This window comes from Cytobacillus sp. FSL R5-0569, assembly GCF_038007265.1.
Lineage (GTDB): Bacteria > Bacillota > Bacilli > Bacillales > Cytobacillaceae > Cytobacillus > Cytobacillus kochii.
Map to the genome: position 1 here is coordinate 1,158,417 of NZ_JBBOWW010000001.1, position 21,578 is coordinate 1,179,994.

Here is a 21,578-nt window from a genome sequence, read left to right on the forward strand (position 1 = left end):
ATTCGAGAGCGTTGAGTTGGAGGAGTAGTTTGACACCCTTATTTATAAGAGAGCTGCTTATTTTAGCTGAAAGAGTGGCGATAAGGAGTTAGATGAAAGACACCAATGAGTTCCATCTGAAAAGTTTTTACTAAGTAGGCGTGGACGGTGGCCACCGTTAACGGGCATATAAGAGATTACATTGAATGATGTAATAATTAGGGTGGTACCGCGAGAACCGAGCCTCGTCCCTTCTGGGATGAAGCTCGGTTTTTTTGTGTGATAAGAAAGGGGTGATTCACATGGATAGTGATGATGACGATAACGAAGATACAAACAAAATAATAAGGAGTGTGAATGATGATGTTCAAGATCAATGATGGAATAAGCCGTGTGAATTGCTCCGATGTAATGAAACATGTGAACAGAAAGATTACACTATGTGGGTGGGTTCACCGTGTTAGACATTTAGGAAGAATTACTTTCTTACAGTTACGGGATCGTAGTGGCATCATTCAATGTGTATTAGAGAATGAATTGGCTGAAATGAAACTTTCATTAGAGTCAGTTATTTCTGTACAGGGTCTTGTTGTAAAGACAATGAAAACCGATACGGGTGTAGAGGTAATTGTAGATAAGCTTCAGTTATTAAACACTGCTAATGCACCCTTACCAATTGTATTAAATCAAAAAGAATTAGATGTCCACATGGACACATTATTGAATAATCGTGTTTTATCACTACGGAACCATAAAGAGCATCTCATGTTTAATATAAAGTCGGCAATTGTTGACGCCTTTTCATCTTTTTTACGAAATGAGGATTTTATCCAAATTTTCACACCGAAAATTGTAGCAGCGGGTGCTGAAGGAGGGGCGAACCTTTTCTCAATAGACTATTTTAATCAACCTGCTTATTTAGGGCAATCACCACAATTTTATAAGCAAATGATGGTAGCAGCAGGATATGAACGAGTATTTGAAGTAGCTCCTGTTTATCGAGCGGAAGAACATGCGACATCTAGACATTTAAATGAATACATTTCCCTTGATTTAGAGATGGGTTTTGTATTTTCGAGCAAAGAGTTGATGGAATTAGAGGAGAATCTATTACGGTTTATTTTTAACACCATTCGGGACGGTTATCAAAAAGAGCTACAAGAAGTCGGTGTAACAATTCCTTTAATTGAAAGAATACCCAGTATATCACTTCATGAAGCAAAGCAAATTTTAGCTCATGAATATCATAAATCCACTAGTGAGATGGAAGATTTGGATCCTGAGGGAGAACGGTTAATTTGTCAGTATTTTTCTGAAAAGGAAAACAGTGAATTAGTTTTTATCACACATTATCCAAAGACAGTTAGACCAATGTATGCCAAGCCATTAGAAAATCACTCATTATACACAGATTCTTTTGATCTATTGTTCAAAGGGATAGAGATTACAACTGGTGGCTTGAGGATTCATGACTATCAAGAATTAATCACTTCAATAGAAGAAAATCACTTAAAAGTTGCAGATTTTGAAAGTTATACGAATGTCTTTAAGTACGGTATGCCACCACATGGCGGTCTTGCAATAGGCTTAGAGCGACTGACAGCTAAAATAATGAATCGTCCTAATGTCCGCTTTGCGTCGGCATTCCCGCGAGATCGGCATCGATTAACCCCATAAGAAAATGCACGAACAAATGCTAAAGGTATAAGTATTTGTTCGTGCTTCTTTATAGAAGGCAAGCTATGACATGACAGAAAGAATATCAATCACTATCTACTGTCGTATCAGCCATCTCCACTAAATGTTGAGCGTTGCGACTAATTTCTTGAATCGTCGCTGAAAACTCCTGAATGGAGGCTGCTTGGGTATCTGTTAATTGATGAATTTGTGAGAAAGATTGATTAAGCTCAGTGAGTAACCCCGCTATACTTTTCGTAATTTGATCTATTTGCGAAACATGGTCTTTACTATTACTTGCAAGTTTACGAATCTCTTCCGCTACTACAGAGAATCCTCTTCCAGCGTCCCCAGCTCGTGCTGCTTCAATTGCTGCATTTAAACCTAAAAGGTTACTTTGATCAGAAATACTTTTTACAGCAGTGGATATTTTTCCGATTTCATCTGCACTATGGCTAACAGTCCCCATTTGTGAAGACATATCAGTCACTTTATCTGCAAGAATAGTCACTGATTTACTTATCTCTTCAATGGCTGCAGCTGTTTGTTCTGATACTGCTGAAAGACTTTCTGCTACATCGAAGAGCTGATTGGACTTTTCTAAACTAATTCCAATACCTACTCCACCGATTACTTCACCCTTCTCATTATGAAGGGGGATGGCTTTTGCAATAAGGGGAAAACCGAATAATTCTTTTGGTACCATAGATGTTTTGGTGCTATTTGTACGTATGGATTCTGTAATAATGTCACCGTCTATTAGAGGGTCCCCAGGAGAGACATTTAATGAAAATGTCTTTCCTGGATAATTAATGATTAATTTCTCTGTATCATATATACCAATAGTGATATCATCATGAATTAATGTATTTAAGTAAGGTGCTACCTTTAGAAAAGCGTCCATTACGTTTATTGATTGCTGTTCTGTTTCAATCATATTTTTATCTCCCTAATTATTAATATGGCAATTGTCTTTGACTATAATTAACAGAAATCCATTTCATTGTTGTAAACTCATCTAAACTCCAATCTCCATTTAATCGACCAAGTCCGGATTGTTTTTCACCACCAAAAGCAACAATAGGCTCATCGTTAATCGTGACATCATTTACATGAATCATACCCGTGTGAATTCTTTTTGCCATTTCAACACCGCGTTCTACATTGGCAGTATGAAGCGCCCCGCTTAATCCGAGTTGTGTATTGTTGGCAATATTAATGGCATCTTCTTCTGTATCAAAAGTCATAATACAAACAACAGGACCAAAGAGTTCTTTTTGTGCGACTGTCATTTCAGGGGTCACATTTGTTAAAATCGTTGGTGCAACTAAATTCCCGCTAATTTCTCCTAATAGGATAGGTTCTGCACCTTCTTGAATGCCCGTATGAATTAAATCCTCTAATGTTGATGCTTGTCGTTTATTAATAACAGGACCGATAACGGTTTCAGGGTCGCTAGGATCCCCGACTTTAAGTGCTGCTACCTTTTCTTTAAATTTGTTCATAAACGTTGGGTAAATTGATTTTTGAACGAGAATACGATTCGCAGACATACAAATCTGTCCTTGGTGTGTGAAACGGCTAAATGTTGCTGCATTAACGGCATAATCAATATCTGCATCTTCCATGACGATAAAAGCACTATTACCGCCTAACTCTAGTAAAGGTTTTTTAAAGTTCTTCACTGCTACTTGACCGATGTAACTACCTACTGTAGTAGAACCGGTAAAAGAAATGATTCTTGGAATCGGATGTTCTACAAAGCCATCGCCAATTTCCTTAATATCACATAATACAACATTTAGTAATCCTTTAGGGACACCAGCTTCTTCAAATATCTTTCCTATTAATGTACCACCAGTTACCATTGAATCTTCATGAGGTTTGAGGACTACTCCACATCCCGCGCCAAGTGCAGGAGCAACTGATTTCATAGAAAGGAAGAAAGGAAAGTTAAATGGACTAATGACTCCAACCACACCAGCTGGAACACGATATAATCTATTTTCTTTATGGTCTTCTGTAGACGGCAGAATTTTACCTTCCATACGAAGTGGGTAAGTGGCTGCCTCTTTAATCATATTTTTTACAAGGCCAATTTCAAAAGCCGCTTTTAATCGAGTACCTCCAAGTTCAGCAATAATTAACTGGACAATTTCTTCTTCATGTGAGTCGATAATGGCTACCGCTTTTTCTAATATGTCTCGTTTTTTATAGGGGTTGACACGATCCCATTCTAGCTTTGCCTTAGCACTTGCTTGATATGCTTCATCAATATCTTCTAATGTAGCACCATTTACTTCTGCAAGGATGTCTTCATTAAATGGATTAATATTTTGTAAGAGAGTTTGACTATTTCCTTGGCGCCATTCTCCATTTATAAACTGCTTATTTAATACTGATAATTGAAAACTCATGGAAAAACCTCCTTAGAATATATGAATCTAAGATGTTTATCGACTATAAGAGTCGAAAATGATAGTTAGTAAATGTAAAATATATAGGTAATTATATCTAATGTTGTTCATGTTTCGTTGAATTGTCACAAACGGTAGTTTTGTAAATATTTCATGAAATCAATTTGTTGGTTATTTTCTTTTTTCATCCAAGCGTACGTATGGGCTTGGGGTAATGTAATTTTTGATTGGGGGACTTCTAATAACCATCCTTCCATTAATTCTCTTCTTACAGTGGACAGCGGTAAATAGGAAACACCCAATCCCTCAATAATGAACCGTTTAGAAATGTGTATTTGCGATACTTTCATTGTTTTGATAAAGGCATACTGATAGTGAAGATCATTTTTTAGTTTAGACCAGTATATGGGATGATTGTCGGTTATTAAAAGATGATGAAATAAAATATCTTCCTCTTCCAATGGTGGTGCGCTCTCAGCATCTTTTCCATCATGCGCGATGATTAATTTAACATCTTCAGAGTATAGTATTTGATATTGCACCTCTCTTGAATTAGGCAGATTACAGCTCAAGCCGATATCAATATCCTCTTCGAAGAGAGCTTTTTCCATTTCCTCGGATTCTAGTACATGTACAGCTACTTCAACAAATGGATGCTTTCGCATATAATTTTTTAATGCGAAAGGTAGAATCGTATCAGCGATAATAGGAGAAATTCCTATGCTTAGCGAGGAAGTATATCCTTGCGTATAATGACTAAGTGCTTTTTTACCATCTTCAAAACTTGCTAGAATTTGTTTAGCATACGGAAGAAATTGTTTCCCGGCCTTTGTTAAACGCATGGAACGTCCCTCTTTCTTGAAAAGAGTGGTTGCTAATGCTTTTTCTAAATGACGGATATGAACAGTAACTGACGGTTGCGAAATATAAAGAGCTTCTGCTGTTTGTCTATAGTTTAAATAGTTTGCTGCTGTAATAAAGGTTTTTAACCATTGGAACTCCAATTTCCTCACCATCCTATCAATTAATATTATTAAATGAATTGATAAAAAATATTTAATTTTCTTAATTATACAACGAGAGTATACTAAAAAAAAGAAGAGAGGAGAATGAAAATGTTCAGGAAAGGCTTAAAGGGTGTCGTTGCGGTTGAAACAAAAGTGGCTTCTGTAGATGGAGAAAAAGGAAGATTAACTTATCGAGGTTATGACGTTGGAGAATTGACGAAAACATTAACATTTGAAGAAGCAGCATTTCTACTGTGGTATGGGGAATTGCCAACGGATAGGGAAGTGAAGAAGTGCATTCAAAAGATCAAAGATAATAGAGCATTAAGTCCTTTGCAATGGGAAGTGCTGCAGGCATTACCAAGAGATATGAGTTTAATGGATGTCATTCGAACGCTTATTTCATTAGAAGGTGATCAAACTTACAGCGGTCCCCCTACAGTGGAACAAGCCATCAAGCTAACAGCGGTAATTCCTACGATTATTGCTCACCGTACGAGACTATTAGCAAACAAAGATGTGGTCCATCCAGAGCTACAATTGTCACATGTTGAAAACTATTTATATATGCTTACTGGAAAAAAACCGTTAATAGCTCATGTTCAGGCATTAGAGACGTATATGATTTTAACGATGGAACACGGTATGAACGCATCAACATTTGCCGCTCGTGTGACCGCTTCTACTGAGTCAGATATCGTTTCTAGTATTGTAACAGCAATTGGTACAATGAAAGGACCACTACATGGTGGTGCGCCTACAGGTGTTATCGCATTATTAGAAGAATTGAAGGTTAGTAACGATAGAAAGAAAACGATTAAACATAAGATACTAAGTGGTGAAAAATTAATGGGGTTTGGCCATCGTGTATATAAAACGGTTGATCCAAGAGCCGAGGCTTTAAAAGAAAAGTTACTATCGATGCAAGTAGAGGATTCTTGGCTTCATTTTGCAATTGAAGTTGAAAAAGAAGTGGTTACAATACTTGCTGAGTTAAAACCTGATAGAAAACTATATACCAATGTTGAATTTTACGCAACAGCAATTATGAGAGCGCTCTCAATGGATCCTACTCTTTTTACTCCCACCTTCACTGCTGCTAGAATGGTAGGCTGGACAGCACATATTCTTGAACAAGCTGAAGATAATGTCATTTTTAGACCACAATCGACGTATGTTGGATCGGAAAAATAATCTCTGTATGTAAATGACAAAAAAGTTGCCCGAAAAATGGGCAACTTTTTTTGTGTAATTTTACATTATTACCCATATATTAATGATTTAGAATAAAGTATATTAAGCGTATGTAATTTTGAAAATGATGGATGGGAGGGAAGGGATGAAGTATATTTATTCTTTTAGTGTGTTTATATTGGTTTTGTTAATGTGTTTTTATTTAGTTGCTACAAGCATTGTAGGTAGTTATCTTATTGGTGATGAGTTGTATAAGAATCATCTTATTTTTCCAACTGCACAAGATGGAACACCTACTGTGGTGGATCAAGCGTTGTATGCATTTAAAGTTTCAGGCTATCCCTATTATGCCCTTCTCTGCTTTATGATGATTATATTTACTCTGTATAGAAAAAAGAGGAAAAGTAAGTAGTTACGACTTATTCAAAATACTTCTCAATAAAAGCTTCTTCTTCTTCTGGGGATAAGATTCCAGTTGCCTTACCAATTGTGCCATTTTGCAATGACCAGAAATAATTGTGGTCATTATCTACATTAGAGAAATCCCCTTTGCTCCATTTATCTAAAATAGTTAAAAGCTCTTCTTCATGTTCAAATTGATTGTTTTCAATCGTTTTTTTCACTTCTTCAATTGCTTGTTCTGACATTCGAACAGAACCCCACTTTTCACTTGCCTTGACTTTTTGATGTGTCATTTTATGCATCACATCAATTACTTCACTTTGAGTCGAATTTGTACTTAATCCAGTGTTTTCCGTATAGGCATTCATATCCCCATCTATACTAGCTTTTCTTGATGCTTTATTTGAAGTATCACCCTGAAGATTAGCTACTGAAAGAGAATCATTACTGAGATAACTTGCAGTAAACCAGCCTCCGCTAATAATCACAAATCCACTTATTATAATAATTACGAGCCATTTTTTCATATTAATTTGATCCCCTTTCAAAGTAGGAAGGTTTGTGAAGGTGGAAACTTTCTTAGAGAATTGATTTTAATACAGATTATTGTGAATATTTTACCATAACTTAAAAACATTTGTATATTTATCGTATTATACGATATAATCTTATTATAAGATGAAAAAGAATGAGGTTGATTATATGAATCCAACTGAACTAAATAAATACTGGACAGACATCTATTTTTACTTACGTTATCAAAATCAAAACGAGGATAAGATATCCCATCAAGGTGTAAGGATTTTGCAGCTTTTAGATAAGTGTGAACATATTGGAATAAAAGAAGTAGCGAAAAATATTTACGTCTCACACAATACTGCGTCTGAACATGTGAAGAGATTGATTCATAAGTCATGGATACATAAAGAAAGATCAACAGTAGATGAGAGAATGGTTATATTAAGGCTAACTGAACAAGGGAGGCAAGTACTAAAGAGAAATGCGAATCTTGACGAGGGAAAATTAGCGCATATTCTTGCTAGTATGACGCCTTCGGAGAAACAAATCATTGATTCAGTCTTACACTTATTAAGTGAGCGAGCGAAAAATGCAACTAATAGTTAAAATACTTCTTTCAGCAATCATTATTGGCGTTGTTACAGAAATGGCTAAACGTTTTCCTACATATGGTGGTGTCATTGCTGCATTGCCACTTGTCAGTTTATTAAGCCTTATTTGGCTCTGGGTAGAAAAAAATGATACAGGAGTGATGAGTGAATTCACACTTGGGGTTCTTTTAGGTTTACCAAGTACGATAGTACTTTTGGCTATTGTCTTTTTTTCGCTAAAGTCTGCTTTTCCTTTTGCTGTTTCTATTCTTTTCGGTGTCATAGGTTGGGCAGTTTTTCTCGGGGCACAATTTGTCTTACTTAACCTATGGAAAAACATTAATTAATCAACGAGCTTTTTTCTCTTAGCGGTTTGCGTTATAATAATCAATGAATATTTAGTGCATCTAAAAAAATGATGATTAGATAAAAGTTGAAAGAGAGTGGGACATATGGGCCGTAAATGGAATAATATAAAAGATAAGAAAGCGGCAAAGGACGCCAATAATAGCCGTATTTATACGAAATTTGCCCTTGAAATCTACGTAGTGGCAAGACAAGGGGAACCTGATCCAGAATCGAATCAGGCATTAAAACAAGTATTGGAACGTGCAAAAACATATAATGTACCGAGAAATATTATCGACCGCGCGATTGATAAAGCGAAGGGTGGCGGGGAAGAAAAGTATGATGAACTTCGTTACGAAGGATTTGGTCCTGGAGGTAGTATGATTATTGTTGATGCCCTTACCAATAATGTCAATCGCACAGCATCAAATGTGCGCGCTGCATTTGGTAAGAATGGTGGAAATATGGGTGTAAGTGGCTCTGTTTCTTATATGTTTGATGCAACAGCTGTTTTTGGTTTAGAAGGAAAAACAGCGGATGAAGTGTTAGAAATATTGATGGACGCGGATATTGATGTGCGTGACCTTCTTGAAGAAGAAGAATCAGTGATTGTTTATGCAGAACCTGACCAATTCCATGCTGTTCAAGAGGCGCTAAAAGGTGCTGGCATTGAAGAGTTTACGGTTGCAGAACAAACGATGTTACCACAAACAGAAGTGAACTTAGAGGAAGAACAACTCGCACAATTTGACAAATTAATTGATGCCCTAGAAGATTTAGATGATGTACAACGTGTTTACCATAATGTAGACATGAGTGAATAAATATAAATGATGGATGCGATTTTTTGTTTCGCATCCATTTTATTCTATTTTTAGGAGGTGGTCACAAAATGCAAATCACCTTTTTGCTAAATAATGAAACAGCTCACGCAAAGCCTATAGAGAAGGCGATACTTTGTGTGAGGTAGAATAAAAGCAATCGCCATGTCTCTTCATTAGGCTTTGCGTCCTTATTATCTACAAACAATAAGGAGCGAGCGTAAGATGAGATATCAAAAAGCAAAGAATGTGTTACCACCTGAATTATTAAAAGAGATACAAAAATATATTCAGGGTGAATCGATTTATATCCCTAAACCCGTTCACAATAAGGATGGTTGGGGAATGAAATCAGGAGCAAGACTCAAAATCAGTCAAAGAAATGAAGAAATTAGAGCATCCTATAGTATGGGGAAAACAATGGATGAGCTAAGCGATGAATACTTTTTAGCTCACGAGACAATAAGGAAAATTATTTACACAAAATAAATGATTTATGCCGACTTTAATTTTTATTTAAATTCGGCATTTTTTTATGTTTACATATAGGGTAAATTAATAAGGAAGAAACTAAGGCAGGAGTGAAAATAATGATAGCCTTTATGACCAACGAACAGTATAATCTTGTGAAAAAACAGGTGAATAAAATAATAAATGCCAAGGCCTCTGTCAATGATCCAACGATCTTAAAAACAGTAAAAACATTGGCATGGGAAGCGGTTCAGCAATCATTACCTGATATGGCGGAGGAGGAGGCTTCCTTACTGGGACAAATGCAATTGGTTGACGATCGATTAGCTGCAGATAAATTCTTCCATGAATTAAAGCGTTACGTTATCCCCTTCCCAGCTCTGTCAGAAACGAAACTAAGGAAGTTATTTCCAAAAGTGAAGAAGCTGAAGTTCCCATTAATTGATGCAGAAGATTATCAAACAATGACCTATCTATCTTGGGATGAAAAGGGTAGTCAGTACCGAATGATTGTTGCCCCATACGAGCAAAGCTATATTGGTTTAAGAGGAACTTTCCAACCTTCTGAACAAAAAGGGCTTTGTCATATTTGTCACCGTTTTACAGATATAGGCATGTTCATAGTCGAGACAAAGGGTGAAGTGGTTGGTACTTTTACCAAAAGAGGTAATACGGTGTGTAAAGATATGAAAGATTGTAATCATCATGTAGAAACTTTGCTTCATTTGTCAAAATTTATTCGACATATAAAAGGAAAATAGATAAATGTAGCGAAATACTTAAGTGGATATTGATTTGATTTTTAAGCGGCACTTCAGCGATGAAGTTGCCGTTTTTCTTTTGGTTGAGAAAATATAATTTGTCTAGTAAAATGCGCACATGCTGAAGGCTTCTAGGCTGACTGTATGTGTTTTTTTCTTCAAGGTATGAGAAGATTCGGTTTTTTCTCTTTTTATCTTGTCAATTGAGAGATGTTTTATTATAGTAAATGATAACGATTATCATTTTCGCCAAGAGTTGAGGTGGATTTTTTACATATAAACAAAGACGGTAGTATCTTAACTATTTCTATACATTTTAATAGAAAAATAAATAAAAAGAGTTGTGGGGATTGTGAAGAATAAAACAAGATTAGCAAAAATGATTATATTGATATCACCTATACTTATTATAATAACAACTATTTTATCTGTTATTTACGGAACTAAAGGGATATCTTTAGCAACGATTTGGGAAGCTTTTACTGCATACGATGATGGTAATACCGATCATGCGATTATTATTACCTCAAGGTTACCGAGGGTATTAACGGCCATGTTAGTTGGTGCATTTTTAGCTGTATCAGGTGCGATTATGCAAGGGATGACAAGGAATTATTTAGCTTCTCCTTCCATTATGGGTGTAACAGATGGTTCGGCTTTTGTTATCACTATTTGCATGATTGTATTGCCGAATATGACTTCAATTGAAATGATACTGTTTTCAATGGTTGGCTCCGCATTAGGTGCAGGGATTGTCTATGGGTTCGGCTCATTAATACCAAAAGGTTTGACACCCGTTCGATTAGCGATTATTGGGACCGTCATAGGTACCTTTTTATCAAGTACTTCTGCTGCATTAGCATCGTATTTTCAAATTTCACAAGATGTTAGTTTTTGGTATAATGCCAAACTACATCAAGTAGATGTAGATACATTTCTTTTGGCCATTCCATTTGGTGTCATTGGTTTGATTATCGCTCTCATCACTTCTGGACATATTACCATTCTTTCTCTAGGAGAAGAAATTGCTGTTACTTTGGGGCAAAAGACGAAATGGGTGAAAGCACTTGCTTTATTGGCAGTCATTTGTCTGACTGGGACAGCAGTAGCCCTCGTTGGTAAGGTTGGTTTTGTAGGGTTAATTATTCCTCATATTGCGAGATTTTTAGTTGGTGTAGATTATAGATGGCTCATTCCATCTTCCGCAATAATTGGGGCGATATTTCTAGCAGTATGTGATATCATTAGCCGGTTTGTCAATCATCCGTTCGAGACACCAATTGGTGTTGTGACAGCACTCATAGGAGTGCCATTCTTCCTCTACCTGATTTATAAGAGAGGGGGCGAAAAGCATGCGTAAAACCGTTCTTATTTCGATTGCTTTATCTATTCTTATTTTAGTGAGTGCTTATGTAAGCTTAGTTTATGGAGTTATAAATGTAAATTTTACTGATGTCATCAATACTTTATTCCGTATTGATCCGTCTGATCAGCTTGATTTAGTTATTTTTGATTTTCGCTTGCCTCGAATTGTCATTGGAGCACTTGTTGGATTTGGTTTAGGTATAGCAGGTACGGTCATTCAAGGTGTAACAAGGAATGGATTGGCTGATTCCGGAATTCTAGGAATCAATGCTGGAGCAGGGGCTGCAATTGTTATATTTATGTTGTTTTTCCAAGGGCAGCTGGATTTAACTGGTTGGCTATCGATTATGATTATGCCGATTTTTGGATTGATTGGTGGACTACTTGCAGCGGTTATTATCTTTTTCTTCTCTTGGCAAAAGGGGACATTTGATACTGGTCGGTTAATTCTAACTGGAATTGCCATTAGTTCGGGTTTTGGCGCGCTTTCTATGTATATCTCTTTAAAAATGAATTCTTCTGATTATGAGATGGCTGCTGTTTGGGTATCTGGGAGTATTTATAATGCGAATTGGATTTATATTATTTCAATGATACCTTGGCTAGTTATTCTTATTCCATTAATTATCCGGAAAAGTTATTTATTAGATCTTTTTCGACTATCTGACATTAGTTCGAAGGGTGTAGGAGTACCTGTTGAACGTGAAAAGATTAAACTCATTATTTTAAGCATTGGGTTAATTAGTGCTTGTGTATCTGTTTCAGGAAATATTAGCTTCATTGGTTTAATGGCACCACATATTGCACGACAATTGGTAGGAATGAAGCATCAATATATTTTACCGATTTCGGGCTTGATTGGTATGTTTCTTGTGGTCATTGCTGATTTTGTTGTCAAAAATGTTTTCACGCCAGTCGAATTGCCGGTAGGAATTGTCATATCAATGATTGGTGTACCATATTTCTTATATTTATTAGTCAAGCAAAAAAGATAATGATGGGGGATGGGAAAGTGTTACATGGAGAAATACAACAATGGACAGTACATTCTAAAACAAAGCAAGACTATGTCATTTCAATTCATATGCCAGAGAGTCCACCCCCACCTGAAGGCTACGGTGTTCTTTATGTACTTGATGGTGATGCCTATTTTCAGTTGATAAAGGAAGTTATTCGGCTGCAGGCGAAACGGTCTGCTAAAACAGGCGTATCTGAAGTGATTATTGTAGGTATAGGATATGGAGCTAAAGATTTTCATTCAAGGAGGGTCTTTGATTTTACCCCACCTGCAGAAAGTGACCAATTACCACTACGACCAGATGGTAGTGCTTGGGGAGATACTGGGGGAGCGGAACAGTTTTATAACTTTATAGAAAATGAGTTAAAACCAGCTATTAATAAAGAGTTTCCGGTTAATCAAGAGAATCAATCCTTATTTGGTCATTCTTTAGGTGGGTTATTCACATTAATGACGATGATGAAAAATCCAACTTCTTATCAGGCGTATTTCGCTTGTAGTCCTTCGATCTGGTGGAATGGTGAAGCTCTCATGCAAGAAGTGCCAGCTTTTATGGAACGATTTGAACAAAGGCATGAGAATCTTGACATTCGCCTTTTTCTAGCAGCAGGTGGGGATGAGAAAGAACATTTATTGATAGCTGTTAGAAAGTATTATGAGAAAATCAATGAAATGGAACAACTGTCAGTTATCTATAAGGAAATAGAAGGAGAAAATCACGCTTCTATTATACCAACAGTATTAAGTACAGGTTTGAGATTTCTTCGGTAATTCTATAAAAAGGGGTTTTGTGATGCTTTATCACAAAACCCCTTTTTTAAATTGTTGCGGTTGTAAAATCAAATATGTTTTGGAATAAAAACCAACTTCTTCGCTCATATTAAGAAAAAGGGAGGTAAGAGATGATGGTTCGAAGTATTACCGCTTTAAATTCATTTCCTGTTTTGGGCCTTGCCATAGGTTTGATGACCCATGTAATTGTATTGCCCTCTGTCTTAAGCGTGGCAGGACGTAGCGCTTGGATTAGTTTAATGATAGCTGGAAGTCTTTATATTATTTGGATTCCTCTCATTTACATAATAATAAAGAAAACAGGGCAACAAAACCTGATGAACTGGTTAAAATCCAACAGTCCTCCAATTGCGTATAATGCCATTCGAGCACTGATTTTATTTCTTTTATTCATCAATGTATTTGTTACATTATATACAACTTTTTCGTGGGTGAATACTAATTATATGATACAAACACCTAAGTATGTTTTATTTATCATTTTAATCATTCTTTGTTTATTAGCTGCACTCTCAGGTATAAAAGCTATTACGATTGCTAGTGGAATTCTATTTCCTATCGTTTGTTTTCTTGGTTTTTTTATTATGATAGCCAATTTTAAGTTTAAAGATTATTCGTTACTTTTTCCCATTTTTGAAGAGGGATGGGCTCCTATTCTAATAGGTGTTGTTATTTTATCAGGAGGGCTTTTGGAGGTTTTTTTGTTAGTTTTATTACAGCATCATATTCGTGATAACATCTCTTTAAAATTTTTCATTCCGATATGTATTTTCTTCGTCTTTGTTAATTTTGGCCCTTTAATTGGTGCAATTACTGAATTTGGTCCAGCACAAGCATCAGAATTAGTGCACCCTGCTTATGCACAATGGCGTTTAATTACTTTAGGGAAATTTTTGAATAAGTTAGATTTCCTTTCTATTTATCAATGGCTTTCTGGTGCGTTTATTCGTATTAGCTTGTCTATCTTTATCATTGGGGATTTATTTCATTTTAAGACGCAAAAAAGGAAAGTGATTTTATTAATTAGTGTGTGTCTTTTTTTAATAATCGGCCTATCTTTACCAATTGATGGACCGACTTATAAAATCATGATTGATCATTACTTTTTTTCTATTACAGTTATTGGGATTCTACTTGTGACGCTCAGTATTCATCTAATCCTATTCATTAAAGGAAGAGTGGAAAAAAATGAAAACGCAATTAAACAATAAGAAAAGACTGCCGAAAACTGATAAATTGGATGAGCAATACTTAAGGCAGCAATTCGCAATCAATGGCGACGTGCAATTTGTTAATTATTCGTTTCAATATTATCCACAACCAGGGAAAGTGGTTGTTCTCTTTTCTGAAGTAATGATCGATAAAGGTAAATTAAGTGAGGCTTTAGGTAGGTTAGAAGAAAGTTTTTTAGCAGACAGGCGCCTAGAAGAAAAAAGGGAAGAGAATGAGCAATTACTGATGTATCAAGTGAATGTTGAGGAAGAAGATAAAGAATCAATAGCAGAAGATATTTATTCTGGCATGGTTTTTGTCCTAGTAGAAGAATTAGATAAAATGTTCAAATTTGAACTGCCTCAAATTCCTAATCGTTCACCAGAAGAGTCCAATTCGGAATTATCTTTTCGTGGACCAAGAGATGGATTTGTGGAAGACTTGCATATTAACCTTGCGTTAATAAGAAAACGGTATAAAACCTCAACGTTAGTAAATGAAGCAATTGAGATAGGGGTACGAGGAAAAACAAAAATTAGTTTATTATATGTGAAAGATATAATAAAGGAGCAATATGTTATTGATTTAAAAAGTCAGCTAGCAAAAATAGAAACAGATGTGATTATTAGTACAACCGATTTAGAAGAGGTATTGTCAGGTAAGTACTATACTCTTTTCCCCTTGTTTAATTATACCGGACGTCCTGATAACGTAGTTGCTAATCTAGATTTAGGTAGATTTGTCATTATTGTGGATGGTTGTCCTACTGTAATGGTTGGTCCAACTACATTATTTTCAGTATTAAAAACACCGGAAGATCGCTTCACAGAATATTATTATACGAATATGCAAATGTTTTTTAGGTTAACTGGTCTTGTCATATCAAGTATTTTGCCAGGATTTTATGTTGCTATGATTTCCTTTCATATGGATCAATTGCCTTTCCCATTTTTGGCGACTATCACAGTTTCGCGAATGGGATTACCATTATCAACACCGTTAGAGGCATTTTTAGTCTTAGCTTTATTTGAGTTATTTAAGGAAGCAGGTAATACCCTTCCAAGAGCAATCGGACAAACATTAACGGTCGTAGGGGGGCTAATCATTGGTGATGCAGCAATAAGGGGTGGTTTAACAGCTCCCACCATGCTTGTTATTGCTGGTGTCACTTCTGTTGCTGCATATACCCTTGTTAACCAGTCACTCGGTGCCTCCTTAAGCCTTGTACGTTTCTTTATCTTGCTTTTCTCAGCGGTGCTCGGTTTATTTGGGTTTTTTATCAGTATTTTTTCAGTGATATTATATTTATCTAGACTAGAGATGTTTGGTTTGCCTTATTTAGCTCCACTTTCTCCTTTGTCATTTAAAGATACATTTGCAAGTATTTTAGAAAAACCATATCTTTTACGAAAAAAAAGGTCAAGTACTATGCGACCTAAGGATGACACGAAGGGTAGGCTAAAATGAAAAAAATCCTTATACCTATTATCGTATGTGCTCTTCTATTAAGTGGTTGTTGGGATGAAAAGGACATTGTGGAAATGCAATATATAACCGCCATTGGCATTGATTATGATAAGGAAAAAGAGGATTATATATTGTACGCACTGGTAGTGTCTTTTGCAGGTGTAGCAAAGTCGGATCAAGCAGCAACAGTGCCGTCGAAAGTCTGGGTTGCTAAAGGGCAAGGAAAATCAATGGAAGCTGCTATAAATATGATTTACGATAAATCCAATCAAATAGTATACTGGGCACATATAGGAATCATTATTTTTCATGAACGATTACTGCAACATGGGATTGATCAAATAAGTGACAGTTTGGCTCGTTTTCAACAGATACGGGAAACTAACTGGATGTATGGCACGAAAGATTCGATTGAGGATATCCTACTAGTAACAAGTCTCTTTAGCTCCGCGGTTCAAACAACACTTTTTAATCCAGAGGAAGCTTATCATGTACACTCTATCATTTCACCTATCAGAATGCATCGGTTCTATTCAGACTTTACTGAGAAAGCTACCACCACAAAACTACCGATGATATCAGTAAAAGAGGATGTTTGGAGAACTAAGGGAGCAACAAATGATTCAGCTAAAAGCTCTGGAGTCTTCCTTTTAAAGGAAAAGAAATATTTAGGGGGCTTACCAATAAGTCAATTCAGAGGCTTACGTTGGGTAACAAAGACCACAAAAAGGTCTCCGTTAAGAATCAAATTGGAAAATAATGATGAAGTAAATCTCATTATTACCCAATTAGACCCACATTTGAAAATAAATGAATTAGACAAAGATAAATTTGATATCGATATTAATGCAAATGGAGGAATCATTGAGGTTTATAAAGAAATTTCGTTACCCATTCTGAAGGAAAAAATTATCGAAAAAATGGAGAAGGAAATTAGAGAGACCTATGAGAATGCTTTAAACATAAAAGCAGATATATATAATCTTGAAGAACTTGTGTATAGAAAAGATTATGACCGTTGGAAGCATGATTACAAAGGAAGGTTTACACTAACAGAAAATTCTATTGCGAATATAAATATCGATATTACTATTACGAAAACAGGAGAGTACGATTATCAATTTTCTTATTAAGATTGGGAGAGGGGAAGCAAGACGAAATGGAATACTATAAAAAGATAAGAGAGTATGTAGGTAAGGAGCCATTACTTTTACCTGGAGCTGTTGTTGTTATCGTGAATGACCGAAATGAGATTTTGCTACAACAAAGGCCGGAGTCTCTTTGGGGCTTACCCGGAGGATTAATGGACTTAGGTGAAAGTATGGAGGAAGTAGCGAAAAGAGAAGTTAGAGAGGAAACGGGGCTTGTAGTCGAGAATCTTTCGTTTGTTCAGTTGTTTTCAGGTAAGGAATTCTTTGTACGTACAAAAAACGGTGATCAGTTTTATGCCATTACTGCGGTTTATATGACAAATGACTATAGTGGGAAATTAACTACAAATAGTGAGGAAACCTTGTCTGCACAATTCTTTCCTATTGAACAGCTTCCAAGTGGATTAATCGAGAATTATCAAAAGTATATAGAACCAGTTAAACAATTATTAAAGCAACCATAAAAAAACAAGGCTCTCATTCTATACTTGAAGAGCCTAGTTTCTTAATCGCCTATTTAAAATGTAACAGTGATTGTTTGTTTCTAATTTCTGTTATGAGTGATTCTGCTGCTTTTCTACTAAGTACAATTTTCCCGTCGGCTAGCACTAAATTATCGTTCTCGATTTCACCAGTTATTTGACAAGCTTTACTGGCATTATACTTTTGTAATATAATTCGATCATTTTCAACGAATATTTCAAGTGGATCCTTCTCATAAATTTCTAAAGTATTTCTTAGTTCCTTTGGAATGACTATTCTCCCTAATTCATCAACTTTACGAACAATGCCTGTGCTTTTCAAAATGACTACCTCCTATTAATGGTTGTGGATTCCACTTATTTTTTTTAATAGTTAATTATTATACAATGTTAGCAAAAATCCTTTATTAAACTGGTTACATTTATATTACTATTTTTATCGTTTTTGTCATAAAAGTTTTTTTCTGTAAAATGGGATAGAGCAATCATAATAAGTTGACAGAAAATCGAATTCGTGATAATTTTATCTCAAGTTAAAGATATTTTAATTCAAGATATATAAATACTTTTAAATTATTATGTAGATATTAATTCTAGAAGGGAATGATTCGATGTACGGTATAAAAGGCGTTCATCATGTAACTGCGATTACTAGTAGTGCAGAAAAGAATTATCAATTTTTCACCTATACTTTAGGTATGAGATTAGTGAAAAAGACTGTCAATCAAGATGATATTCAAACATATCATTTGTTTTTCGCAGATGATACGGGAAGTCCTGGAACAGATATGACTTTCTTCGATTTCCCTAATATACCCAAAGGTGTTCATGGTACAAATGAAATTTTTCAAACATCTTTCCGTGTACCTAGTGATCAGGCATTGGCTTATTGGGTGAAAAGGTTTGACCGGTTAAATGTTGCCCATAGCGGTATACAAGAGCAATTTGGCAAAAGAGTTTTGCCGTTTGTTGATTTTGATGATCAGCAGTATCAGCTTATTTCCGATGAAAATAATAAAGGTGTCGAAGCTGGGACACCGTGGCAAAATGGTCCTATTCCTTTAGAGTATGCGATTACTGGCCTTGGTCCGGTCTTTGTACGTGTATCTAATATTGATTATTTTAAAGAAATGCTGATGAAAGTATTAGAGTTTAGAGAAATTGCCCAAGAAGGTGACTTGTACTTATTTGAAGTTGGCGAAGGTGGTAATGGTGCACAAGTAATTGTTGAGTATAATACCGTTTTACCGATGGCACGCCAAGGATACGGTACCGTCCATCATGCTGCTTTTAGAGTGGAAGATAGGGAAGCTATTGATCATTGGACTGGGAGAATGGCGCAATTTGGCTACCAATCATCAGGTTTTATTGACCGTTTCTTCTTCGGCTCTTTGTATACAAGAGTTGCACCGCAAATTCTATTTGAGCTGGCAACAGACGGTCCGGGGTTTATGGGAGATGAACCATATGAGACACTAGGTGAATCGTTGTCACTGCCACCATTCTTCGAATCTAAAAGAGAACAAATTGAAGGCCTAGTCAGACCAATCGATACAGTTCGAAGTACAATTGACTTTAAAAAAGAATGACGCACTCTATGAGTATTAATTAGGATTAAGCAAACGCGATCTCATTTGATCGCGTTTTTTAATTTCGTTAAAATTAATTATGCTTAAAACAATACATACTTATCTGAGTTGATTATTTTTCAAGATGATACATAACACCCACCAATTAATAGGGATACTATTCATATGTTTTATCTAATTTGTGTGAAATACAATATTTATAACTAAAAGGAATAAGGGAATAACATGGAGGAGTGTTTTTTCAAAGAAATAAGAGAAATCAATTTTCATTTTGCATTTTCTAGTTTAGTATGGTTATATGTATAAAAAGTACGGTTAGGTTAGATGAAGGGGAAGATCGTTGCATGTCAGAAGAAAATATCACGAGAATACATATGTATGAAAAAGAATATATCCTTATTGGTACAGCACATATATCCAAAAATAGTGCGGAGCAAGTAAAAGAAGTGATTGAAAGAGAGCAGCCTGACTCCGTATGTATTGAATTAGATAAAGGTAGATATGAGTCTATTATAGAAGGAAATAAATGGAAAGACATGGATATTTTTAAGGTGATTAAAGAAAAGAAAGCAACACTTTTATTAATGAATCTTGCTATCTCCTCTTTTCAAAATCGTATGGCTAAACAATTCGGAATTAAAGCAGGACAAGAGATGATTCAAGGCATTGAATCTGCTAAGGAAACCGGAGCAAAGCTTGTGTTAGCTGATAGAAATATCCAAATTACGTTTTCTCGTATCTGGAGAGGACTGGGTTTTAAGGGAAAAGCAATGTTACTTTCACAAGTATTTGCCGGTATATTTAGCAATGAAACGATAACTGAAGAAGAACTAGAAAAAATGAAAAATCAAGACTCAATTGATTCCATTTTAAATGATTTTACTGAGGTATTTCCACAATTAAAAGTACCTTTAATTGATGAACGCGATCAATATTTGGCAGAAAAAATAAAGAATGCGCCCGGTGAAAAGGTTGTTGCTGTATTAGGAGCAGCTCATGTTCCAGGTATTAAAAGGGAATTTGAGAAAAAACATGATCTCAAGAAATTAACGGAAGTACCACCAAAATCAAAAGCGCCAAAAGTAATTGGCTGGATGATTCCAGTAGCAATTTTAGTCCTTATTGTTCTTACTTTTCTCATGAATCCATCGGCTGGAGTACAACAAACAATTAGTTGGGCCCTTTGGAATGGAGGGCTCGCTGCTCTAGGGGCTGCTATTGCATTTGGACATCCTCTTACAATATTATCAGCATTTATTGCTGCGCCATTTACATCTTTAAGTCCGTTGTTGGCTGTAGGTTGGATCGCCGGATTTGTCCAAGCATTCATTAAGCGTCCGAACGTACGCGATTTCGAAAACCTCTCGGAAGATGTATTTACATTGAAAGGGTTTTGGAATAATAAAGTAACTAGGATTCTCCTCATTATTGTGCTATCCAATCTCGGTAGCTCATTAGGAACTTTTATTGGCGGAGCAGATGTCATTCGTTTATTTATTGATCATTTATAAGTTATACTAGAATTAGTAATGTTCATTGAAAGGAAGTATGACGTTTGAAGAAATTCCCAACAATTATTATTGTTGCTATTGTAGTTGCGATAATAGCGTTTAATATGCTGGAAGCTGATTCAGCAGAATTAGTATTACGTGATCGAACGTTGATTTCAGCTGGTGCAGGTGTTTTGTCCGGAACCATTATGTGGATTCTCTTAACACTTGATAAAAAAGATAAAAAGTAATGTAAGAGCGCCTTTTCTTTTGAAAGGCGTTTTTTTATATGGGCTTTAGTTGTGATGTTCTCTTTTTGTCATAACAGTTGAGGTTGGTCAATACAATGAAATAACAACGAATGAAAGAGGGGACAGCATGAATACGAATAGGGTGATTACCAATGAAGTACTTGTACGCTATGCGGAGCTCAGCAGATTAAAAAAACAAATTGATGAAGAGTTAGGTGCTATGAAAAAAGTATTCAATGAATACTTTGATCAAGCGGTAGGGAGAAACGAAAAAGGTGAACTCATCCTCTCCCAATATAAATTACAGCGTCAAATTAGGGTGAAAGAGCAGTACGATAGAGAGAAGACGGTAAACAAATTAGAATCTATTAATCAGCATCAACTTATTCAAAAAATACCAGATGAGAAGAGAATTCAGTCTGCACTAGATTTAGAAATTATCGATGATAAAGATTTATCTGACTGTAAAACCACACAATATACGAAGGTGATTGTCGTTAAAGCAAAGGAATGAGGAGAAAAGATATATGGGATTTAGCATAGTTTAAAATATGTATTTTACACGAACAAATCCA

General features: G+C 35.7%; 24 protein-coding genes and 1 other annotated feature. Of the genes, 19 read left to right on the plus strand and 5 right to left on the minus strand.

Translation table 11 applies throughout. The annotated features are described in order from the left end of the window. Window positions 1-2 precede the first annotated feature (2 nt). Window positions 3-235: a binding site (T-box leader), on the plus strand. A gap of 116 nt (window positions 236-351) precedes the next feature. Beyond that, window positions 352-1,656, plus strand: a complete 1,305-nt coding sequence (gene aspS, locus MKX78_RS06070) for an aspartate--tRNA(Asn) ligase (RefSeq protein WP_370873376.1) — start codon at window positions 352-354, stop codon at window positions 1,654-1,656. Window positions 1,657-1,741: 85 nt separating this feature from the next. Here the strand turns inward: aspS and MKX78_RS06075 are convergent, their stop codons facing one another. The 3 genes from MKX78_RS06075 to MKX78_RS06085 all read right to left on the minus strand — a co-directional run bounded on the left by MKX78_RS06075 (window position 1,742) and on the right by MKX78_RS06085 (window position 5,077). Beyond that, on the minus strand, window positions 1,742-2,593 hold the full coding sequence (locus MKX78_RS06075; protein WP_095370175.1) for a methyl-accepting chemotaxis protein: 852 nt from the start codon (window positions 2,591-2,593) through the stop codon (window positions 1,742-1,744). A 19-nt stretch (window positions 2,594-2,612) separates the two neighbouring features. Next, the gene (locus MKX78_RS06080) at window positions 2,613-4,073 is read right to left on the minus strand and encodes an aldehyde dehydrogenase family protein (protein WP_307317652.1); all 1,461 of its coding nucleotides are present in this window, start codon (window positions 4,071-4,073) and stop codon (window positions 2,613-2,615) included. A 125-nt stretch (window positions 4,074-4,198) separates the two neighbouring features. Then, a complete protein-coding gene (locus MKX78_RS06085) occupies window positions 4,199-5,077 on the minus strand; it encodes a LysR family transcriptional regulator (RefSeq protein WP_095370173.1) in 879 nt (292 codons plus the stop codon). A gap of 105 nt (window positions 5,078-5,182) precedes the next feature. Here MKX78_RS06085 and MKX78_RS06090 point away from each other — a divergent pair, with 105 nt between their 5' ends. Together MKX78_RS06090 and MKX78_RS06095 are read left to right on the plus strand one after the other, a co-directional pair. Beyond that, a complete protein-coding gene (locus MKX78_RS06090) occupies window positions 5,183-6,274 on the plus strand; it encodes a citrate synthase/methylcitrate synthase (protein WP_095370172.1) in 1,092 nt (363 codons plus the stop codon). 145 nt (window positions 6,275-6,419) lie between these two features. Then, entirely contained in the window at window positions 6,420-6,686 is a 267-nt protein-coding gene (locus MKX78_RS06095) for a hypothetical protein (RefSeq protein ID WP_095370171.1), read from the plus strand. 7 nt (window positions 6,687-6,693) lie between these two features. Here the strand turns inward: MKX78_RS06095 and MKX78_RS06100 are convergent, their stop codons facing one another. Next, window positions 6,694-7,203 carry a DUF6241 domain-containing protein gene (locus tag MKX78_RS06100; RefSeq protein WP_224935203.1) on the minus strand — a complete coding sequence of 170 codons (510 nt, stop codon included), beginning with the start codon at window positions 7,201-7,203 and terminating at the stop codon, window positions 6,694-6,696. Window positions 7,204-7,378: 175 nt separating this feature from the next. On the opposite strand from MKX78_RS06100, the gene MKX78_RS06105 reads away from it, so the two are divergent. The 12 genes from MKX78_RS06105 to MKX78_RS06160 all read left to right on the plus strand — a co-directional run bounded on the left by MKX78_RS06105 (window position 7,379) and on the right by MKX78_RS06160 (window position 17,655). Continuing rightward, window positions 7,379-7,801 carry a MarR family winged helix-turn-helix transcriptional regulator gene (locus MKX78_RS06105; protein ID WP_341050242.1) on the plus strand — a complete coding sequence of 141 codons (423 nt, stop codon included), beginning with the start codon at window positions 7,379-7,381 and terminating at the stop codon, window positions 7,799-7,801. Further along, window positions 7,785-8,132: a DUF3147 family protein gene (locus MKX78_RS06110; RefSeq protein WP_307317643.1), complete on the plus strand. Its 348-nt coding sequence runs from the start codon at window positions 7,785-7,787 to the stop codon at window positions 8,130-8,132. Before MKX78_RS06105 ends, MKX78_RS06110 begins: the two co-directional genes overlap by 17 nt. A gap of 105 nt (window positions 8,133-8,237) precedes the next feature. Continuing rightward, window positions 8,238-8,957 carry a YebC/PmpR family DNA-binding transcriptional regulator gene (locus tag MKX78_RS06115; protein WP_341050245.1) on the plus strand — a complete coding sequence of 240 codons (720 nt, stop codon included), beginning with the start codon at window positions 8,238-8,240 and terminating at the stop codon, window positions 8,955-8,957. A 222-nt stretch (window positions 8,958-9,179) separates the two neighbouring features. After that, window positions 9,180-9,443 (plus strand): CD3324 family protein, encoded by a 264-nt coding sequence (locus MKX78_RS06120; RefSeq protein WP_095370166.1) that lies wholly within the window; start codon window positions 9,180-9,182, stop codon window positions 9,441-9,443. A gap of 101 nt (window positions 9,444-9,544) precedes the next feature. Continuing rightward, complete coding sequence (locus tag MKX78_RS06125; RefSeq protein WP_322910015.1) at window positions 9,545-10,186, plus strand: FusB/FusC family EF-G-binding protein; 642 nt, start codon at window positions 9,545-9,547, stop codon at window positions 10,184-10,186. A 379-nt stretch (window positions 10,187-10,565) separates the two neighbouring features. Beyond that, complete coding sequence (locus MKX78_RS06130; RefSeq protein ID WP_341052722.1) at window positions 10,566-11,546, plus strand: FecCD family ABC transporter permease; 981 nt, start codon at window positions 10,566-10,568, stop codon at window positions 11,544-11,546. Continuing rightward, window positions 11,539-12,546: a FecCD family ABC transporter permease gene (locus MKX78_RS06135; RefSeq protein ID WP_341050247.1), complete on the plus strand. Its 1,008-nt coding sequence runs from the start codon at window positions 11,539-11,541 to the stop codon at window positions 12,544-12,546. Before MKX78_RS06130 ends, MKX78_RS06135 begins: the two co-directional genes overlap by 8 nt. Before the next feature lie 17 nt (window positions 12,547-12,563). Continuing rightward, on the plus strand, window positions 12,564-13,340 hold the full coding sequence (locus tag MKX78_RS06140) for an alpha/beta hydrolase (protein WP_322910016.1): 777 nt from the start codon (window positions 12,564-12,566) through the stop codon (window positions 13,338-13,340). Window positions 13,341-13,471: 131 nt separating this feature from the next. Continuing rightward, entirely contained in the window at window positions 13,472-14,572 is a 1,101-nt protein-coding gene (locus tag MKX78_RS06145; protein ID WP_224935228.1) for an endospore germination permease, read from the plus strand. Then, window positions 14,550-16,040, plus strand: coding sequence for a spore germination protein (locus MKX78_RS06150; RefSeq protein ID WP_341050251.1), 1,491 nt, complete (start codon window positions 14,550-14,552; stop codon window positions 16,038-16,040). Before MKX78_RS06145 ends, MKX78_RS06150 begins: the two co-directional genes overlap by 23 nt. After that, a complete protein-coding gene (locus MKX78_RS06155; protein WP_341050254.1) occupies window positions 16,037-17,173 on the plus strand; it encodes a Ger(x)C family spore germination protein in 1,137 nt (378 codons plus the stop codon). The genes MKX78_RS06150 and MKX78_RS06155 overlap by 4 nt, the downstream gene beginning before the upstream one ends. A 26-nt stretch (window positions 17,174-17,199) precedes the next feature. Continuing rightward, a complete protein-coding gene (locus MKX78_RS06160; protein ID WP_095373508.1) occupies window positions 17,200-17,655 on the plus strand; it encodes an NUDIX hydrolase in 456 nt (151 codons plus the stop codon). Between the two features lie 49 nt (window positions 17,656-17,704). Here the strand turns inward: MKX78_RS06160 and MKX78_RS06165 are convergent, their stop codons facing one another. Then, window positions 17,705-17,995: an AbrB/MazE/SpoVT family DNA-binding domain-containing protein gene (locus MKX78_RS06165; protein WP_095370159.1), complete on the minus strand. Its 291-nt coding sequence runs from the start codon at window positions 17,993-17,995 to the stop codon at window positions 17,705-17,707. A 289-nt stretch (window positions 17,996-18,284) separates the two neighbouring features. Between MKX78_RS06165 and MKX78_RS06170 the strand changes: the two genes are divergently transcribed. From MKX78_RS06170 to MKX78_RS06185, 4 genes are all read left to right on the plus strand, one after another. Next, window positions 18,285-19,262: a ring-cleaving dioxygenase gene (locus MKX78_RS06170; protein WP_307317625.1), complete on the plus strand. Its 978-nt coding sequence runs from the start codon at window positions 18,285-18,287 to the stop codon at window positions 19,260-19,262. 344 nt (window positions 19,263-19,606) lie between these two features. Continuing rightward, entirely contained in the window at window positions 19,607-20,773 is a 1,167-nt protein-coding gene (locus MKX78_RS06175) for a TraB/GumN family protein (RefSeq protein ID WP_341050256.1), read from the plus strand. A gap of 44 nt (window positions 20,774-20,817) precedes the next feature. Further along, window positions 20,818-21,003 carry a hypothetical protein gene (locus MKX78_RS06180; RefSeq protein WP_095370157.1) on the plus strand — a complete coding sequence of 62 codons (186 nt, stop codon included), beginning with the start codon at window positions 20,818-20,820 and terminating at the stop codon, window positions 21,001-21,003. A 127-nt stretch (window positions 21,004-21,130) separates the two neighbouring features. Continuing rightward, entirely contained in the window at window positions 21,131-21,517 is a 387-nt protein-coding gene (locus MKX78_RS06185) for a hypothetical protein (RefSeq protein WP_307317619.1), read from the plus strand. Window positions 21,518-21,578: the final 61 nt, after the last annotated feature.